Raw genomic sequence first — 19,653 nt, forward strand, 5'->3', positions numbered from 1 at the left:
TCTACCGATGGCGAACGAAGCCAAGCTCCGCGAGTACCTCAAGCGCGTCACCGCTGACCTGCACGAGACCAGCGAGCGCCTGAGGGCCGCCGACGAGCAGAACCACGAGCCCATCGCGATCGTGGGGATGGCCTGTCGCTACCCGGGCGGGGTGCACAGCCCCGAGGCGCTGTGGCGGCTGGTCGAGGCCGGCGGGGACGCGGTGACGCCGTTCCCCGCCGACCGGGGCTGGGACGTGGAGAACCTCTACGACCCCGACCCGGAGGCGCACGGCAAGTCGTACACCCGGGAGGGTGGTTTCCTGCTCGACGCGGGCGAGTTCGACGCCGGCTTCTTCGGCATCTCGCCCCGCGAGGCCCTGGCGATGGATCCGCAGCAGCGGCTGCTGCTGGAGGTCGCCTGGGAGGCCGTCGAGCGGGCCGGCATCGCCGCCGAGTCCCTGAAGGGCAGCCGGACGGGCGTCTTCACCGGCGTCATGTACCACGACTACGTCTCCCGCCTCAACGGCGTGCCCGACGAGGTCGAGGCGTTCGTCGGCACCGGCAACCACGGCAGCGTCGTGTCCGGCCGGATCGCCTACACCTTCGGCTTCGAGGGCCCGGCGGTCACCGTCGACACCGCCTGCTCGTCCTCCCTGGTCGCCCTGCACCTCGCCGCGCAGGCGCTGCGCTCCGGCGAGTGCACCCTCGCCCTGGCCGGCGGCGTCACCGTGATGTCCAGCCCGGACACGTTCGTCGGCTTCAGCCGGCAGCGGGGCCTGTCCCCGGACGGCCGGTGCAAGTCCTTCTCCGCCACCGCCGACGGCACCGGCTGGAGCGAGGGCGCCGGCCTGCTCCTGCTCGAACGGCTCTCCGAGGCCCGGCGCAACGGCCACCCCGTGCTCGCCGTGGTCCGCGGCACCGCCGTCAACCAGGACGGGGCCAGCAACGGACTCACCGCCCCGCACGGCCCCTCCCAGCAGCGGGTGATCCGCCAGGCCCTCGCGAACGCCCGGCTCACCCCCGCCGACGTGGACGCCGTCGAGGCGCACGGCACCGGCACCCGGCTCGGCGACCCGATCGAGGCGCAGGCGGTCATCGCCACGTACGGCCGCGAGCGGCCCGCCGAGCGGCCCCTGTGGCTCGGCTCGATCAAGTCCAACCTCGGGCACACCCAGGCCGCCGCCGGGGTCGCCGGTGTGATCAAGATGGTCATGGCGATGCGGCACGGCGTCCTGCCCCGCAGCCTGCACCTCGACGAGCCGTCCCCGCACGTCGACTGGACCGCCGGCGCGGTCAGCCTGCTCCGCGAGGCCCAACCCTGGCCGACCGCCGCCCGCCCGGCGCGGGCCGGCGTCTCCTCCTTCGGGGTGAGCGGCACCAACGCCCACGTCATCGTGGAGGCCGCTCCCGTGGCGGAGCCACCAGCCGGCCTCGTGGCGGAGCCCTCGGCCGCCCCCGTGGCGGAGCCGCCGGCCGGCGACGTCACCGGCCCCGACCCGCTGCCCTGGGTCCTGTCCGCCCGCAGCGCCGCCGCGCTGACCGCCCAGGCTCGGCGGCTGCGGTCCTGGCTCGCCGAGCACCCCGACGTCCCGCCGGCCACGCTGGGCCGGGCCCTCGCCACCGGCCGGTCCGCCCTCGAACACCGGGCCGTGCTGCTCGGCGACGACCCCGCCGACCTCCTCGCCGGGCTGTCCGCGCTGGCCGACACCGTCCCCGCCGCCACCGTGCGGCGCGGCGTCGCCAGCCCCACCCGCCTCGCCGTGCTCTGCACCGGCCAGGGCGCCCAGCGCGTCGGTATGGGCCGCCGGCTGTACGCCGCGTTCCCCGCCTACGCCGCCGCCTTCGACGCCGCCCGTACCGAACTGGACCGGCACCTCGACCGGCACCTCGACGCCGTCCTCGACGGCCCCGCCGAACTGCTCGACCGCACCGGGTACGCGCAGGCGGCCCTCTTCGCCGTCGAGGTGGCCGCCTACCGGCTCGTCGAGTCCTGGGGCGTCGTCCCGGACTTCCTCACCGGCCACTCCGTCGGCGAGGTCACCGCCGCGCACCTGGCCGGCGTGCTGTCCCTGCCCGACGCCGCCCGGCTGGTCGCCGCCCGGGGCGCCCTCATGCAGGCGCTGCCCTCCGGCGGCGCCATGGTGTCCGTCCGGGCCGGCGAGGCGGAGGTGCGCGCCCACCTGGCCGCCGCGCCCGACGCGGCCGGGGCGGAACTGGCCGCCGTGAACGGCCACGACTCGGTCGTCGTCTCCGGCGCCGAGGACGCGGTGCTCGCCGTCGCCGGGCACTTCGCCGCCCTGGGCCGGTCCACCCGGCGGCTGCGGGTCAGCCACGCGTTCCACTCCGCCCGGATGGATCCGATGCGCGACGCGTTCGCCGCCGTGCTCGGTCAGCTCACCTTCGCCGCGCCCCGGATCCCGGTGGTCTCCACCGTCACCGGCACGGTGCTCACCCCGGAGGAGATCTGCTCCCCGGCGTACTGGCTGCGCAACGTCCGCGACACCGTCCGGTTCGACGCCGCCGTGGCCACCCTGCGTGAACACGGCGTCGGCGCGTTCGTGGAGGTCGGCCCCGGCGGCGTGCTGTCCGCGCTGGCCCAGGAGAACACCGGCGACGACCAGGCCGCGTACGCGCCGGTGCTGCGCGCCGACCAGGACGAGGCCGCCACCGCCCTCGCCGCCGCCGCTACCCTGTGGACCCGTGGCGTGCCGGTGCGGTGGACCGCCCTGTTCGCCGGCCCGGCCGCGCCGGTGGACCTGCCCACGTACGCGTTCCAGCGCGACCGCTACTGGCTGCTGCCGCTGCCGCAACCCGCCGACGTGACCGCCGCCGGGCTGACCCCCACCGGTCACCCGCTGCTCGGCGCGGTGTTCCGCTCCGCCGACGGCGACGAGGTCACCCTCACCGGCCGGCTGTCCGTCGAGACGAACCCCTGGCTGGCCGAGCACGCGGTGCGCGGCACCGTGCTGTTCCCCGGCACCGGCCTCGTCGAGCTGGCGCTGCGCGCCGGCGCGGAGGTCGGCGCCGACGTGCTCACCGAGCTGACCCTCCAGGCCCCGCTCACGCTCCCCGACACCGGCGGCGTCGACGTGCAGGTCGCCGTCGAACGCGCCGGCGACTCCGGCGACGCGTGGCAGGTCACCGTGCACGGCCGCCGGTCCGGCACCGACGACCTGTGGGTCCGGCACGCCGACGGACTGCTCGCCACGGGGGCCGCCGACGGACTGCTCGCCCCGGCCGACGGCACGGGGGCCGCCGACGGACTGCGCACCCCGCTCGACGGCGCGCGGACCGGCCAGGGACCGGCCGACTGGCCGCCGGCCGGCGCGACACCCCTGGACGTGGCCGAGCCGGCCGCGCGGGCCGCCGAGGCCGGCTTCGCCTACGGCCCGGCGTTCCAGGGGCTGCGCGCCGCCTGGCGGGCCGGCGCCGACGTGTACGCCGAGGTGGCGCTCCCCGAGCCGGCCGCCGGCGAGGCCGACGCGTACGGCCTGCACCCCGCCCTGCTCGACGCCGCCGTGCAGGCCGTCGGGCTGGGAATCGTCGAGGCCGGTGAGGCCCGACTGCCGTTCGCCTGGTCCGACGTCACCGTGTACGCCCACGGCGCGGACACCCTGCGGGTCCGGCTCACCCCGACCGCCCCGGACACCGTCACCATGCTGGTCGCGGACGCCGCCGGCGCACCCGTCGCGCGGGTCGGCTCGCTGGCCCTGCGGCCCCTGCCGGCCGGCGACCTGACCCCCGCCGGATCGCCGTGGCGCGACTCCCTGTTCCGCCTCGACTGGCCCCGGCACCCGCAGACCGGCGGTACCGCCGACGGCCTCGCCTGGGCGGTGCTCGGCGACCGCCCCGCGCCGGTGCCGGCCGGCACCGCCGCCACCCGCCACCCCGACCTGGGCGCGCTCCTCGACGCCGGGGTGCCGGACGTCGTCCTGTTCCCGGTGACCGGCCCCGCCGACGTCGACGTGGCCGGGACGCACGAGCTGCTCGCCGACACCCTCGCCGTCCTGCAGGGCTGGCTGGCCGGGGACCGGCACACCGGCGGCTCCCGGCTGGTGGTCCTGACCAGCGGGGCCGTCGCCGTGGACCACGACGGGGACATCGCCGACCCGGCCGCCGCCGCCGTGTGGGGCCTGGTGCGCTCCGCGCAGGCCGAACACCCCGGCCGGTTCCTGCTCGTCGACGTCGACGACGACGAACGGTCCGCGTCCGCCCTCGCCGGCCTGCTCCGCGGCGACGAGCCGCAGGCGGCGGTGCGCGCCGGGGAGGTCCGGGTGCCCCGCCTCGTGGCCGCCGACCCGGAACCGGCGGCGCCCGCGCCGGCACTCGACCCGGCCGGCACCGTCCTCGTCACCGGCGGCACCGGCGCGCTGGGCGCGCTGCTCGCCCGCCACCTGGTCACCCGGTACGGTGCCCGGCACCTGCTGCTCACCGGCCGGCGTGGCGCCGACGCCACCGGCGTCGCGGACCTGCTCGCCGACCTGGCCGACCTGGGCGCGACGGCCCGGGTCGAGGCGTGCGACGCGGCCGACCGCGCCGCCCTGGCCGCGCTCCTGGACGGGATCGACCCCGCCCACCCGCTGACCGGGGTCGTGCACACCGCCGGAGTGCTGGCCGACCGCACCCTCACCTCGCTCACCCCCGACACCCTGGCGCAGGTGCTGCGGCCGAAGGTGGACGCCGTCCGGCACCTGCACGAGCTGACCGCCGGCCGCGACCTCGCCCTGTTCGTCACGTACTCCTCGGCCGCCGGGGTGACCGGCAGCCCTGGGCAGGCCAACTACGCCGCCGCCAACGCCTTCCTCGACGCCCTCGCCCACCGCCGGCGGGCCGCCGGCCTGCCCGCGCTCTCCCTGGCCTGGGGGCCGTGGGCCGAGTCGGGTGGCGGCATGACCGCCGCCCTCGGCCGCGCCGAGACCGACCGGCTCGCCCGCTCCGGCGCCCGCCCCATCGCCCAGGCCGACGGCCTCGCCCTCTTCGACGCCGCCCTGCGCACCGGCCTGCCGGTCGCGGTCCCCGTGGCGTTGAACGGCCCGGCGCTGCGCTCCCAGGCCGACGCCGGCACCCTGCCCGTGGTGCTCCGCGGCCTGGTCCGCCCGCCCCGGCGGCGGGCCGCCCGGTCCGGCTCCGCCGAGCCCGTCACCCTGACCGGGCGGCTGGCCGGGCTGGACCGCGCGGAGCGCGCCGCCGCCCTGCTGCGGCTCGTCCTGGACCAGGTCGCGGCGGTCCTCGGGTACGCCGACGCCGCCGCCGTCGAGGCCGGCCGCCCGTTCACCGAACTGGGGTTCGACTCGCTGACCGCCGTCGAGCTGCGCAACCGGCTCGGCGCGGAGACCGGACTGCGGCTCCCCGCGACCCTCGTGTTCGACCACCCCACCCCGCTCCGGCTCGCCGACCACCTGGACGCCGAGACCGGGGGCGGGGCCGACCCGCTGCCGGCGCTGCGCGCCGCCGCCGCGCCCGACGACCCGATCGCCATCATCGGCCTGAGCTGCCGGTTCCCCGGCGGCGTGCGCTCACCGGAACAGCTGTGGGACCTCCTTACCGCCGGCGGGGACGGCATCACCGACTTTCCGACCGACCGTGGCTGGGACCTCGGCGAGCTCTACGACCCGTCCGGTGCCCGCCGCGGCAGCAGCTACGCCCGGGAGGGCGGCTTCCTGGTCGACGCCGGTGACTTCGACGCCGGCCTGTTCAAGATTTCCCCGCACGAGGCCCTCGCCATGGACCCGCAGCAGCGGCTGCTGCTGGAGACGTCCTGGGAGGCGATCGAGGACGCCAGAATCGACCCGCTGGCCCTGCGCGGTCGCCCGGTCGGGGTGTTCGCCGGCATGATGTACCACCACCACGCCTCCAGCCTGGTCGACGTCCCCGAGGCCCTCGACGGCCACCTCGGCGTCGGTACGGCCAGCAGCGTGCTGTCCGGCCGGGTGGCGTACTCGTTCGGGTTCGAGGGGCCGGCGGTGACGGTCGACACCGCGTGCTCGTCGTCGTTGGTCGCGCTGCACCTGGCGGTGCAGGCGCTGCGGTCGGGCGAGTGCGACCTGGCCCTGGCCGGCGGTGTGACCGTGATGGCCACCCCCGACACCTTCGTCGACTTCTCCCGCCAGCGCGGCATGGCCCCCGACGGGCGGTGCAAGTCCTTCGCCCAGGCGGCCGACGGGACGGGTTGGTCCGAGGGCGTCGGCGTGCTGCTCGTGCAGCGGTTGTCGGATGCGCGTCGGGAGGGTCGTCGGGTCCTGGCGGTGGTGCGGGGTTCGGCGGTGAATCAGGACGGTGCGTCGAACGGTCTCACCGCGCCGAATGGTCCGTCGCAGCAGCGGGTGATCCGGCAGGCCCTCGCCGGCGCCGGGCTCACCCCGGCTGACGTGGATGTGGTGGAGGCGCACGGTACGGGCACCACTCTGGGTGATCCGATCGAGGCGCAGGCGCTGTTGGCGACGTACGGGCAGGGTCGGGATGTTCCGTTGTTGTTGGGGTCGGTGAAGTCGAACATCGGGCACACCCAGGCGGCGGCCGGGGTGGCGGGCATCATCAAGATGGTCCTCGCCATGCGGCACGGGGTGGTGCCGTCGACCCTGCACGTGGACGAGCCGTCGTCGCACGTGGACTGGTCGTCGGGCGCGGTGGAGTTGGCGACGGAACCGCGCGGGTGGCCGGGGGTGGACCGGCCGCGCCGGGCGGGGGTGTCGTCGTTCGGCATCTCCGGCACCAACGCGCACGTCGTCCTGGAACAGGGCGACGACGAGCCGGCTCCCGCGACCGCCGGGGACGCGCCCGTCGATGTGCCGGTGCCGTGGGTGGTGTCGGGTCGTTCGGAGCGGGCGTTGGTGGGTCAGGCGGCGCGGTTGGCGTCGTTCGCGCGGGACCGCTCCGATCTTGCTGTGGTGGATGTGGCGTGGTCGTTGGTGTCGTCGCGGGCGGCGTTGGAGCACCGTGCGGTGGTGTGGGGTTCCGGTGTTGACGAGCTGGCGGCGGGCCTGGACGCGGTCGCGTCGGGTGCGGCGTCGGTGGGGGTGTCGTCTGGTCGTCGGGCGGTGTTGTTCACGGGGCAGGGTTCGCAGCGGGTGGGGATGGGTCGGGAGTTGTATGAGCGGTTCCCGGTGTTCGCGGAGTCCTTCGATCGGGTGTGCGGGCTGATCGATGCGGAGTTCGGTGGTGATCTCCCGCCGTTGCGGGATGTGGTGTGGTCCGGTGGGCCGTCGGTGGCGTTGGATCGGACGGTGTTTGCGCAGGCGGGGTTGTTCGCGGTGGAGGTGGCGTTGTGGGAGTTGTTGCGGTCGTGGGGGGTGCGGGCTGATTTCTTCGCGGGTCACTCAGTCGGTGAGGTGACGGCTGCGTTCGCGGCGGGGATGTTGTCGTTGGAGGACGCGTGCGTGTTGGTGGCGGCGCGGGGTCGGTTGATGCAGGCCCTGCCGGCGGGTGGGGGCATGCTCGCGGTGGCGGCGCCCGAGGCCGAGGTGCTGGCCGTCTTGGAGGGGCTGGCCGATCGGGTGGGGGTCGCCGCCGTCAACGGGCCTGCGGCCGTTGTCGTCTCCGGCGTGGTTGAGGCGTTGGATGAGGTGGAGCGGGTCTGGCGGGAGCGGGGTGTGCGTACTCGTCGGTTGGCGGTGAGTCATGCGTTCCACAGTCCGTTGATGGAGCCGATGCTCGATGAGTTCGCGACGGTGGTGGCGGGGTTGTCGTGGCGGGCTCCGGCTGTGGCGGTGGTGTCGAACGTGTCGGGTGCGGTGGCGGATCCGTTGGAGTTGGTTGATCCGGCGTATTGGGTGCGGCATGTGCGGCAGCCGGTGCGGTTTGCCGATGGGGTGGCGGCTCTGCGTGACGCTGGGGTGGACACGTTCCTGGAGGTGGGGCCGGACGCGGTGTTGACGGCGATGGTGGCCGATGTCGCCGGGGGTGGCGGGGTGCGTCGGGTGGCGACGTTGCGTCGGGATCGTCCGGAGGTGGAGTCGCTGTTGGCGGCGGTGGGTCAGTTGCACGCGGCCGGAGTGTCGGTGGACTGGGCCGCGTACCTCGCGCAGGCGGGCGTCCGGCCGAGGGCGGTCGACCTGCCCACCTACGCCTTCGACCACCAGCGCTACTGGCTCAACGCGGCCACCCGATCCCACCGCCCCGCCGGCACCCGGCGTACCGCCGAGGACGACGCCTTCTGGCGCGCCATCGACGCGGAGGACGTGGCAGCCCTCGCCGAGAGCCTGGCCGTCGACGCGGACACTCCGCTCGCCGAGGTGCTCCCGGCGCTGTCCACCTGGCGGCGGCGCCGGGAGACCGAGGCGACCCTCGACTCCTGGCGGTACCGGGTGGCCTGGCAGCCAATCGTGGACGACCCCACCCGGCCCGAGGCCACGGACTTCCTGCTGGTCGTACCCGCCGACGCCGACCCGTCCGTGGGCGACTGGGTGGCCGCGCTCGACCCCGCCCGGACCCGCACCGTTCAGGTCGAGGCCGGCTGCGACCGCAAGCGCCTCGCCCAGGACCTGACCGAGGCCCTGCACGACCGGGAGCGTGCCGGCACCGCCGTCCTGTCGCTCCTCGCGCTCGACGACCGGCCGTACGGGGAGACCGGGACCGTGCCCGCCGGCCTCGCCGGCACGGTCGTGCTCGCGCAGGCCCTCGGCGACGCCGGGGTGGCCGCCCGGCTCTGGATCGCCACCCGGGGCGCGGTCTCCGTCGGCTCCCGCGACCGGCACGTCGACCCCGCCCAGGCGATGACGTGGGGCTTCGGCGGCGTGCTGCGCGCCGAGCACCCGCACCGCTGGGGCGGACTGGTGGACCTGCCCGAACGCCCCGACCGGGGTGCCGTCCGGACCCTCCGTACGCTGCTCGCCGGCCCCGGCGCGGAGGATCAGGTCGCCCTGCGCGCCGCCGGCTGCCACGCCCGCCGGCTCGTCCGGGCCACCTACGGCGACGGCGGCCCCCGCGACCCGTGGACGCCGCGCGGCACCGTGCTGATCACCGGAGGCACCGGTGCCCTCGGCGGACACGTCGCCCGCGCCCTGGCCGCCGCCGGCGCCGAACACCTCCTGCTCGTCAGCCGTCGGGGCCCGCAGGCGTCGGGCGTCGGGACGCTCGTCGACGAGCTGACCGCGCTCGGCAGCCGGGTCACCGTGGCGTCCTGCGACGTGGCCGACCGCGCCGCCCTCGCCGACCTGCTGGGGTCCGTCCCCGACGACCTCCCCCTGACCGCCGTCGTGCACACCGCCGCCGCGCTCGACGACAACGTGATCGACGCGGTGACCGTCGACCAGATGGCCGCCGCGCTCCGGGCCAAGGTGACCGCCGCCACCAACCTCGACGAGCTGACCCGCGGCGCGGACCTGTCGGCCTTCGTGCTCTTCTCCTCCCTCGCCGGCATCATGGGCGGGGCCGGCCAGGCCACCTACGCGCCGGGCAACGCCTTCCTCGACGCGCTGGCCCAGCGGCGCCGCGCCGAGGGACTCCCGGCGACCTCGCTCGCCTGGGGCCTCTGGGCCGACGGCGGGGTGAGCGCCGGTGAGTTCGAACAGCGCCTGGCCCGGGACGGATTCGGGGCCATGGCACCCCGGACCGCCGTCGAGGCCCTGGCCGCGGCGCTCGGGCGCGACGAGACGTACCTCGTGGTCGCCGACATCGACTGGGCCCGGGTGGCCGCCGTCGCCGGCACCCGCCCCGACCCGCTCACCCGGGACCTGGTGGCCGAGGCCGCGCCGGGCGCGCTCGCCGCCGCCGGCCCGGCGCCGACGTCCGCGCTGCTCGCCCGGCTCGCGGCGATGCCCGGCACGGAACAGGCGCACGCACTGCGTGACCTGGTACGCGGCGAGGTCGCCGCCGTGCTCGGCCACGACTCCGCGGACCGGGTGGCACCCGACCGGGCGTTCCAGGACCTCGGCTTCACCTCCCTGGCCGCCGTGGAACTGCGCAACCGGCTGGACGCGGCCACCGGCCTCACGCTGTCCAGCACCCTGGCGTTCGACTACCCGAACCCAACCGCCCTCGCCGGTCACATCCACGCCGAACTGCTCGGCGGGCAAGCCCTGCCCGCGCCAGCCCTGGTCGGCGGACCGGTCGTCGCCGACGACCCGATCGTCATCGTCGGCATGGGCTGTCGCTTCCCGGCCGGCGCTGGGTCCCCGGCCGAGCTGTGGGACCTGCTGGTCGGCGGCGTCGACGCGATGTCGCAGTTCCCGACCAACCGGCACTGGGACCTGACGTCCCTGCGTGACTCCGCCGAGTCGTCGTACGTCAGCCGGGGGGCGTTCCTGCACGAGGCCGGCGCGTTCGACGCGGAGTTCTTCGGCATCTCGCCGCGCGAGGCCCTCGCCATGGACCCGCAGCAGCGGCTGCTGCTGGAGACGTCGTGGGAGGCGTTCGAGGACGCCCGGATCGACCCGCTGGCCCTGCGCGGGGCCCGGGTCGGGGTGTTCGCCGGCACCAACGGCCAGGACTACGGGACCGTGGTGCGCCAGGCCGGTGCGGCGCTGACCGGGTACGGGGCCACGGGCGCCTCCGCCAGCGTGCTGTCGGGTCGGGTGTCGTACTCGTTCGGGTTCGAGGGCCCGGCGGTGACGGTGGACACGGCGTGTTCGTCGTCGCTGGTCGCGTTGCACCTGGCGGCCCAGGCGCTGCGGTCCGGCGAGTGCGGCCTCGCGCTGGCCGGCGGCGTCACCGTCATGGCCACCCCGGGGGCGTTCATCGAGTTCTCCCGGCAGGGCGGGCTGTCGGCCGACGGGCGGTGCAAGGCGTTCGCCGAGGCCGCCGACGGCACCGCGTGGGGCGAGGGCGTCGGCGTCCTCGTCGTGCAGCGGTTGTCGGATGCGCGTCGGGAGGGTCGTCGGGTCCTGGCGGTGGTGCGGGGTTCGGCGGTCAATCAGGACGGTGCGTCGAACGGTCTCACCGCGCCGAATGGTCCGTCGCAGCAGCGGGTGATCCGGCAGGCCCTCGCCAGCGCGGGGTTGTCGCCGGGGGATGTGGATGTGGTGGAGGCGCACGGCACGGGTACGACGTTGGGTGATCCGATCGAGGCGCAGGCGCTACTGGCGACGTACGGGCAGGGTCGGGATGTTCCGTTGTTGTTGGGGTCGGTGAAGTCGAACATCGGGCACACCCAGGCGGCGGCGGGCGTCGCGGGCATCATCAAGATGGTCCTCGCCATGCGCGCGGGGGTCGTGCCGGCGACCCTGCACGTCGACGAGCCGTCGTCGCACATCGACTGGTCGGCGGGGACCGTCGAGCTGGCGACCGAGTCGCGGGGATGGCCCGAGGTGGACCGTCCGCGTCGTGCGGGGGTGTCGTCGTTCGGCATCTCGGGGACGAACGCGCACGTGATCCTGGAGCAGCCGGAGTCCGAGCCGGAGCCGGAGTCGCAGTCCGGGGTGGAGCCTGTCCCAGGGGTGGACTCTGTCCCGGGGCCGAAGGCCGTTGACGGTGTGCCGGTGCCGGTGCCGGTGCCGGTGCCGGTGCCGGTGCCGTGGGTGGTGTCGGGTCGTTCGGAGCGGGCGTTGGTGGGTCAGGCGGCGCGGTTGGCGTCGTTCGCGCGGGGCCGCTCTGATCTGGCGGTGGCGGATGTGGCGTGGTCGTTGGTGTCGTCGCGGGCGGCGTTGGAGCACCGTGCGGTGGTGTGGGGTTCGGGTGTGGGTGAGTTGGTGGCGGGCCTGGACGCGGTGGCGGCCGGTGGTTCCTCCGCGTCGGGTGCGGCGTCGGGTGTGGTGGCGTCGGGTGTGGTGGCGTCGGGTCGTCGGGCGGTGTTGTTCACGGGGCAGGGTTCGCAGCGGGTGGGGATGGGTCGGGAGTTGTATGAGCGGTTCCCGGTGTTCGCGGAGTCCTTCGATCGGGTGTGCGGGCTGATCGATGCGGAGTTCGGTGGTGATCTCCCGCCGTTGCGGGATGTGGTGTGGTCCGGTGGGCCGTCGGTGGCGTTGGATCGGACGGTGTTTGCGCAGGCGGGGTTGTTCGCGGTGGAGGTGGCGTTGTGGGAGTTGTTGCGGTCGTGGGGGGTGCGGGCTGATTTCTTCGCGGGTCACTCAGTCGGTGAGGTGACGGCTGCGTTCGCGGCGGGGATGTTGTCGTTGGAGGACGCGTGCGTGTTGGTGGCGGCGCGGGGTCGGTTGATGCAGGCCCTGCCGGCGGGTGGGGGCATGCTCGCGGTGGCGGCGCCCGAGGCCGAGGTGCTGGCCGTCTTGGAGGGGCTGGCCGATCGGGTGGGGGTCGCCGCCGTCAACGGGCCTGCGGCCGTTGTCGTCTCCGGCGTGGTTGAGGCGTTGGATGAGGTGGAGCGGGTCTGGCGGGAGCGGGGTGTGCGTACTCGTCGGTTGGCGGTGAGTCATGCGTTCCACAGTCCGTTGATGGAGCCGATGCTCGATGAGTTCGCGACGGTGGTGGCGGGGTTGTCGTGGCGGGCTCCGGCTGTGGCGGTGGTGTCGAACGTGTCGGGTGCGGTGGCGGATCCGTTGGAGTTGGTTGATCCGGCGTATTGGGTGCGGCATGTGCGGCAGCCGGTGCGGTTTGCCGATGGGGTGGCGGCTCTGCGTGACGCTGGGGTGGACACGTTCCTGGAGGTGGGGCCGGACGCGGTGTTGACGGCGATGGTGGCCGATGTCGCCGGGGGTGGCGGGGTGCGTCGGGTGGCGACGTTGCGTCGGGATCGTCCGGAGGTGGAGTCGCTGTTGGCGGCGGTGGGTCAGTTGCACGCGGCCGGAGTGTCGGTGGACTGGGCCGCGTACCTCGCGCAGGCGGGCGTCCGGCCGAGGGCGGTCGACCTGCCCAGCTACGCCTTCGACCGCGCCTGGTACTGGGCCGAGCCGTCGGCGTCGACCGACCTCGCCACCCGCGACGACGCTCTCGACGGGCGGTTCTGGGCGGCGGTGGAATCGGGCGACCCGGCCCTGCTCGGCGACGAGCTGGGCGCGGGCGCGGACGAGCCGTTCGGCGCGGTGCTGCCGAAGCTCGCCCGGTGGCGTCGGGACGCGAAGCGCCGCTCGACGGTCGACTCGTGGCGGTACCACGTCGTGTGGCGGTCGCACGCGGTCGACGGCCGTACCACCCTGACGGGCACGTGGCTGGTGCCGATGCGGCCCGGCCAGGAGGACCACCCGGCCGTCGCCGCGCTGGCGGCCCGGGGCGCCCGGGTCGTACCCGTGGTGATCGACGGTGTGGACCGGGACCGGATCGCGCGGCAGTTCGCCGGCGCGGTGCGGGCCGGCGAACCCGTCGCCGGTCTGCTCTGCGTGATGTCCCTCGCCGGTGCCGGGGTGGCCGAGGCGCTGACCGTGGCCCAGGCGCTGACCGATGCCGGCGTCGACGGTCGCCTGTGGTGGCTGACCAGCGGTGCGGTCTCGGTGGACGGCTCCGACGCCACGACCCTCGACGCCACGGCCGGTGCCATCTGGGGGCTGGGTCGGGTGGTCGCGTTGGAGGAGCCGGGCCGTTGGGGCGGCCTGGTGGATGTGCCGGGTGTGGCGGACGGGCGGGTGTGGGACCGGCTGTGTGGGGTGTTGGCGGGCGGCGGTGAGGACCAGGTGGCGGTGCGGCCGTCGGGTGTGTTCGTGCGGCGGCTGGTGCATGCCGGTGCCGGTGCCGGTGCCGGGGTGCGGTTGTCGGGAACGGTCCTGGTGACGGGCGGCACCGGTGCGCTGGGGCTGCGGGTGGCGCGGTGGGCGGTCGGCGTCGGTGCCGGGCACGTGGTGCTGGTGTCTCGGCGGGGCGGCGGTGCGCCGGGGGTCGCGGGCGCGGTGGAGGAGCTGCGGGGGCTGGGCGCGCGGGTGTCGGTGGCGGGGTGTGACGTGGCCGACCGCGAGGCGGTGGCCGGGTTGTTGGAGGGCCTGGCGGGGGCCGGTGACCCGGTGCGGGCGGTGGTGCACGCGGCGGGGATGGCGCAGATGACCCCGTTGGGCGAGGTGGGTGCGGAGGAACTGGGGGAGGTGCTGCGGGCCAAGGCGGACGGTGCGGTGGTGCTGGACGAGTTGCTGTCGGGTGCGGAGCTGGACGCGTTCGTGGTCTTCTCGTCGATCGCGGGGGTGTGGGGTTCGGCGGGTCAGGTGGCGTACGCGGCAGGAAACGCGTTCGTGGACGGCGTGGTGGCGTCTCGGCGGGCGCGGGGGCTGGTGGGCACGTCGGTGGCGTGGGGTCCGTGGGGCGAGGCCGGCATGGCGGTCGGCGAGGCCGGGGAGCAGCTGAGCCGGCGCGGTCTGCCGGCGATGGCGCCGGAGCTGGCGGTGGCGGGGTTGGAGCGGGCGTTGGAGGTGGGTGACGTGTCGGTGGTGGTGGCGGATGTGCGGTGGGACAGGTTCGCGTCGTCGTTCACCGCGCTGCGGCCGAGCCCGCTGCTCGCCGAGATCCCCGAGGCCCAGGCGGCGCTCGAGGCGGCCACCCCGACCGGTGCCGGCCCCACCGACCAGGCGTCCGCGCTGCGCGAGCGGCTCGTGGCCCTGCCGGCCACCGACGCCGAGGCCTTCCTGCTCGATCTCGTACGCTCCCAGGTCGCCTCGGTGCTCGGTCACGCCGGCGTGGAGTCCGTCCCGGCGGACCGGGCGTTCCAGCGCCTCGGGTTCGACTCGCTCACCGCGGTCGAGCTGCGTAACCGGCTGATCGCCGAGACCGGCCTGGCGCTGCCCAGCACCCTCGTCTTCGACCACCCGACGCCGGCGGCCCTGGTCGCCCTCCTCCGCGACACCCTGATCGGGGCGTCGGCCGACTCGCCGGCTGCAATCCGCCCCGCCGCGCTGGACGACGACCCCATCGTCATCGTCGGCATGGGTTGCCGCCTTCCCGGTGGCGTCGGCACGCCCGACGAGCTGTGGCAACTGCTCGCCGACGGCCGCGACGGCATCTCCGAGTTCCCGCTCGACCGGGGCTGGGACAACGTCCTGGGCAGCGGCATGTCCGACACGTCGTTCGCCCGCAGGGGTGGCTTCGTCTACGACGCGGGCGAGTTCGACGCCGAGTTCTTCGGCATCTCGCCGCGCGAGGCCCTCGCCATGGACCCGCAGCAGCGGCTGCTGCTGGAGACGTCCTGGGAGGCGATCGAGTCGGCCGGCATCGACCCGACCAGCCTCAAGGGTGGTGCCGTCGGCGTCTTCGCCGGAGCCAGCTTCCAGGGGTACGCGAGCGGCTCCGTCGGCCGCGCCCAGGAGGTCGGCGGTCACCTGCTCACCGGCAACGCGACCAGCGTGCTGTCGGGTCGGGTGTCGTACTCGTTCGGGTTCGAGGGGCCGGCGGTGACGGTGGACACGGCGTGTTCGTCGTCGCTGGTCGCGTTGCACCTGGCGGCGCAGGCGCTGCGGTCCGGCGAGTGCGACCTCGCGCTGGCCGGCGGCGTCTGCGTGATGGCCTCCCCGGCCACCTTCGCCGAGTTCTCGATCCAGGGCGGCCTCTCGGCCGACGGGCGGTGCAGGTCCTTCGCCGAGGCGGCCGACGGGACGGGCTGGTCCGAGGGCGTCGGCGTCATCCTCGTGCAGCGGTTGTCGGACGCGCGTCGGGAGGGTCGTCGGGTTCTGGCGGTGGTGCGGGGTTCGGCGGTGAATCAGGACGGTGCGTCGAACGGGTTGACGGCGCCGAACGGTCCGTCGCAGCAGCGGGTGATCCGGCAGGCCCTCGCCAGCGCGGGGTTGTCGTCGGCGGATGTGGATGTGGTGGAGGCGCACGGCACGGGTACGAAGCTGGGTGATCCGATCGAGGCGCAGGCTCTGCTGGCGACGTACGGGCAGGGTCGGGATGTTCCGTTGTTGTTGGGGTCGGTGAAGTCGAACATCGGGCACACCCAGGCCGCGGCTGGCGTCGCGGGGATCATCAAGATGATCATGGCGATGCGGCACGGCGTGGTGCCGGCGTCGCTGCACGTCGACGAGCCGTCGTCGCACGTGGACTGGTCGTCGGGCGCGGTGACCCTGGTGACGGAGTCGCGGGGGTGGCCCGAGGTGGGCCGTCCGCGTCGTGCGGGGGTGTCGTCGTTTGGCATCTCGGGGACGAACGCGCACGTGATCCTGGAACAGCCGGAGCCGGAGCCGGAGCCGGAGCCGGAATCGGAGCCGGAGCCGGTCTCGGGGGTGGGGTCTGTTCCGGGGTTGCCGGTGCCGTGGGTGGTGTCGGGGCGCTCCGAGCGGGCGTTGGTGGGTCAGGCGGCGCGGTTGGCGTCGTTCGCGCGGGGCCGCTCCGACCTGGTGCCGGCGGACGTGGCGTGGTCGTTGGTGTCGTCGCGGGCGGCGTTGGAGCACCGCGCGGTGGTGTGGGGCTCCGGCGTGGACGAGCTGGTGGCGGGCCTGGACGCGGTGGCGGCCGGGGATGCGGCGTCGGGTGTGGTGTCGTCGGGTCGCCGGGCGGTGCTGTTCACGGGCCAGGGTTCGCAGCGGGTGGGAATGGGTCGGGAGCTGTACGACCGGTTCCCGGTGTTCGCGGCGGCGCTGGACGAGGTGTGCGGGCACCTGGACGGGTTGTTGCCGCAGCCCCTGATGTCGGTGGTGTTCGCCGAGGCGGGTCTGTTGGATCGCACGGTGTTCGCGCAGGCGGGGTTGTTCGCCGTCGAGGTGGCGTTGTGGGAGTTGTTGCGGTCGTGGGGGGTGCGGGCCGACTTCTTCGCGGGGCACTCGTTGGGCGAGGTGACCGCTGCATACGCGGCGGGGGTGTTGTCGCTGGAGGACGCGTGTGTGCTGGTGGCGGCGCGGGGCCGGCTGATGCAGGCCCTGCCGGCCGGCGGGGTGATGGCGGCGGTCGCGGCGTCCGAGGCCGACGTGCGTCTGATCATCGAGGTGACCGGCGCGGCGGTGGACGTGGCGGCGGTGAACGGTCCGGCGGCGGTGGTCCTCTCCGGCGCGGCTGACGAGGTCGAACTCGTGGTGGACACCTGCCGGGCCCGGGGCTGGCGGACCAAGCCCCTGTCCGTGTCGCACGCGTTCCACTCCGGGTTGATGGAGCCGATGCTCGACGGGTTCCGTGCGGTGGTGGCGGGGTTGGACTGGCGGGTGCCGTCAGTGGCGGTGGTGTCGAACGTGTCGGGTGCGGTGGCGGATCCGTTGGAGGTGGCGGATCCGGAGTACTGGGTGCGCCACGTGCGGCGACCGGTGCGGTTCGCCGACGGGGTGACGGCGCTGCGGGCGGCCGGCGTGGACACGTTCCTGGAGGTGGGCCCGGACGCGGTGCTGACGGCGATGGTGGCCGAGGTCGCCGACGGTGAGGTGTGCCGGGTGGCGACGTTGCGGCGGGACCGCCCGGAGGTGGAGTGTCTGCTGGCGGCCGTGGGTCAGCTGCACGCGGCCGGGGTGTCGGTGGACTGGTCGGCCTACCTGGCGCAGGCGGGCGTCCGGCCGCGAGCGGTGGACCTGCCCACCTACGCCTTCGACCGCCGGCGCTACTGGCTGGAGGACCCGGCGCCGGCACCCGCTTTCGCCACCGCGAGCGGGCCGGCGGACGAGCGGTTCTGGGCGGCGGTCGAGTCCGGTGACCTCGGCGTGCTGGGCGAGGAACTGGCGTCCGGCGTGGACGGCTCCTCGGCGGCGCTGCTGCCGAAGCTCGCCCGGTGGCGTCGGGACGCGCAGCGGCGGTCGACGGTCGACTCGTGGCGTTACCGCGTCGAGTGGCGCACGGCTGCCGTGCCGGCCACCGGCACGCTCACCGGGACCTGGCTGGTGCTGACCGCGCCGGGGCAGGAGGACCACCCGGCCCTCGCCGCCCTGACGGCAAGGGGGGCCCGGGTCGCCCCCGTCCTGGTCGACGGCGCGGACCGGGACGCGGTGGCGGGTCGGCTGAGCGATGCGGCCGGGCCCGACGGCAAGGTCGCCGGCGTGCTGTCCCTGCTGTCGCTGGCCGCCCCGGCGACCCCGGATGATCTTCCGGCCGCCGCCGCCCTGTCGACGGCGCTGACGGCGGTCCAGGCGCTGACCGACTCCGGGATCGAGGGTCGGCTGTGGTGGCTGACCAGTGGCGCGGTGTCGGTGGGCGGGTCGGACGTGCTCGACGACGTCGAGGGCGCGGCGCTGTGGGGTCTTGGCCGGGTCGCGGGGCTGGAGCTGCCGGGGTCGTGGGGCGGCCTGGTGGATGTGCCGGGTGCGGCGGACGGATGGGTGTGGGATCGGCTGTCCGGGGTCCTGGCGGGTGGCGTGGAGGATCAGGTGGCGGTGCGGTCGTCGGGGGTGTTCGGCCGGCGGTTGGTGCGGGCGGCGGTGGGTTCGGCTTCGAGCGGCGGCGTGCGGTTGACGGGGACGGTGCTGGTGACCGGCGGCACGGGCGCGTTGGGTCTGCGGGTGGCGCAGTGGGCGGCGGGTGTGGGAGCGGAGCACGTGGTGTTGCTGTCGCGCAACGGCGAGGGCGGGCTGGGTTCGGAAGGCGCGGACATGGTCACGGGGTTGCGGGGGTCGGGCGCGCGGGTGTCGGTGGTGGCCTGCGACGTGGCCGACCGGGCGGCGGTGGCCGGGTTGCTGGCGGGTCTGACGGAGGGTGGCGATCGGGTGCGGGCGGTGGTGCACGCGGCGGGGGTGGCGCAGATGACCCCGTTGGGCGAGGTGGGTGCGGAGCAGCTGCGGGAGGTGCTGCGGGCGAAGGTCGGCGGTGCGGTGGTGCTCGACGAGTTGCTGTCGGGTGCGGAGCTGGACGCGTTCGTGGTCTTCTCGTCGATCGCGGGGGTGTGGGGTTCGGCCGGTCAGGTGGGGTACGCCGCAGGAAACGCGTTCGTGGAGGGGCTGATGGTGTCCCGGCGGGCGCGGGGGCTGGTGGGCACGTCGGTGGCGTGGGGTCCGTGGGGCGAGGCGGGAATGGCGGTGGGCGCGGTCGGGGACGAACTGTCCCGGCGCGGCCTGGTGGCGATGGCGCCGGAGCTGGCGGTGGCGGGGTTGGAGCGGGCGTTGGAGGTGGGTGACGTGTCGGTGGTGGTGGCGGATGTGCGGTGGGACAGGTTCGCATCGTCGTTCACCGCGCTGCGGCCGAGCCCGCTGCTCGCCGAGATCCCGGAGGCGCAGCCCGCCCCGCAGGAGACGCCGTCCGCCGACGCCGACGGCGCCCCCTCGGCCCTGCGGGGGCGGCTGGCCGCCGCCTCGGCGTCCGAGCGCGACCGCATCCTGCTCGACCTGGTACGCGGCACCGCCGCGACGGTGCTCGGGCACGCCACGCCCGCCGCGATCAGGCCGGCTCGCGGCTTCCTCGAGCTGGGCTTCGACTCCCTCACCGCAGTCGAGCTGCGCAACCGGCTGACCGCCGAGACCGGCCTCGGCCTGCCCGCGACCCTGATCTTCGACCACCCCACCCCCGGCGCCCTCGCCGAGCACCTGCGTGCCGGGCTGGCGCCGGAGCAACCGGCGCTGCCGATCGCCGCCGAGGTCGAACGACTCGACCAGCTCCTCGGCGAGGCGCCGGCTGAGCAGGTCGACGAGGCGGTCATCGGCCGCCTGGAGAGCATGCTCGCCAGGTGGCGGGCCCGCCGGCCCGCCGCCGTCCCCGCACCGGCTGCGGAGACCGCGGAGCAACTCGACACGGCCAGCCGGGAGGAGCTGTTCGACATCATCCAGCGGGAGTTCGGCAAGTCCTGAGAGCAGAGCCACGGACCAGAACCGCCCCGGGACGGCGGCGCGGGCGGACCGGCCCGCCAGGCCGGCCCGGCGCCGCCCCGTGTCAGCCCTAGGGGTCCGACCTGCCGTCTAGGGGTGTGCCTGGCCGGGTCGGGCTTCGTAGGGTCGGAGCCCGTCAGGCCGTCTCGTCCTGCCTTGCCGGC

1 protein-coding gene is annotated in these 19,653 nt (G+C 75.2%); it reads left to right on the forward strand.

Translation table 11 applies throughout. The features are described from left to right. The first annotated feature begins 7 nt into the window (after positions 1-7). The gene (locus tag ACQPZO_RS09690; protein WP_433348947.1) at positions 8-19,471 is read left to right on the forward strand and encodes a type I polyketide synthase; all 19,464 of its coding nucleotides are present in this window, start codon (positions 8-10) and stop codon (positions 19,469-19,471) included. Positions 19,472-19,653: the final 182 nt, after the last annotated feature.

It is taken from the genome of Micromonospora sp. CA-111912 (assembly GCF_050948415.1).
Lineage (GTDB): Bacteria > Actinomycetota > Actinomycetes > Mycobacteriales > Micromonosporaceae > Micromonospora.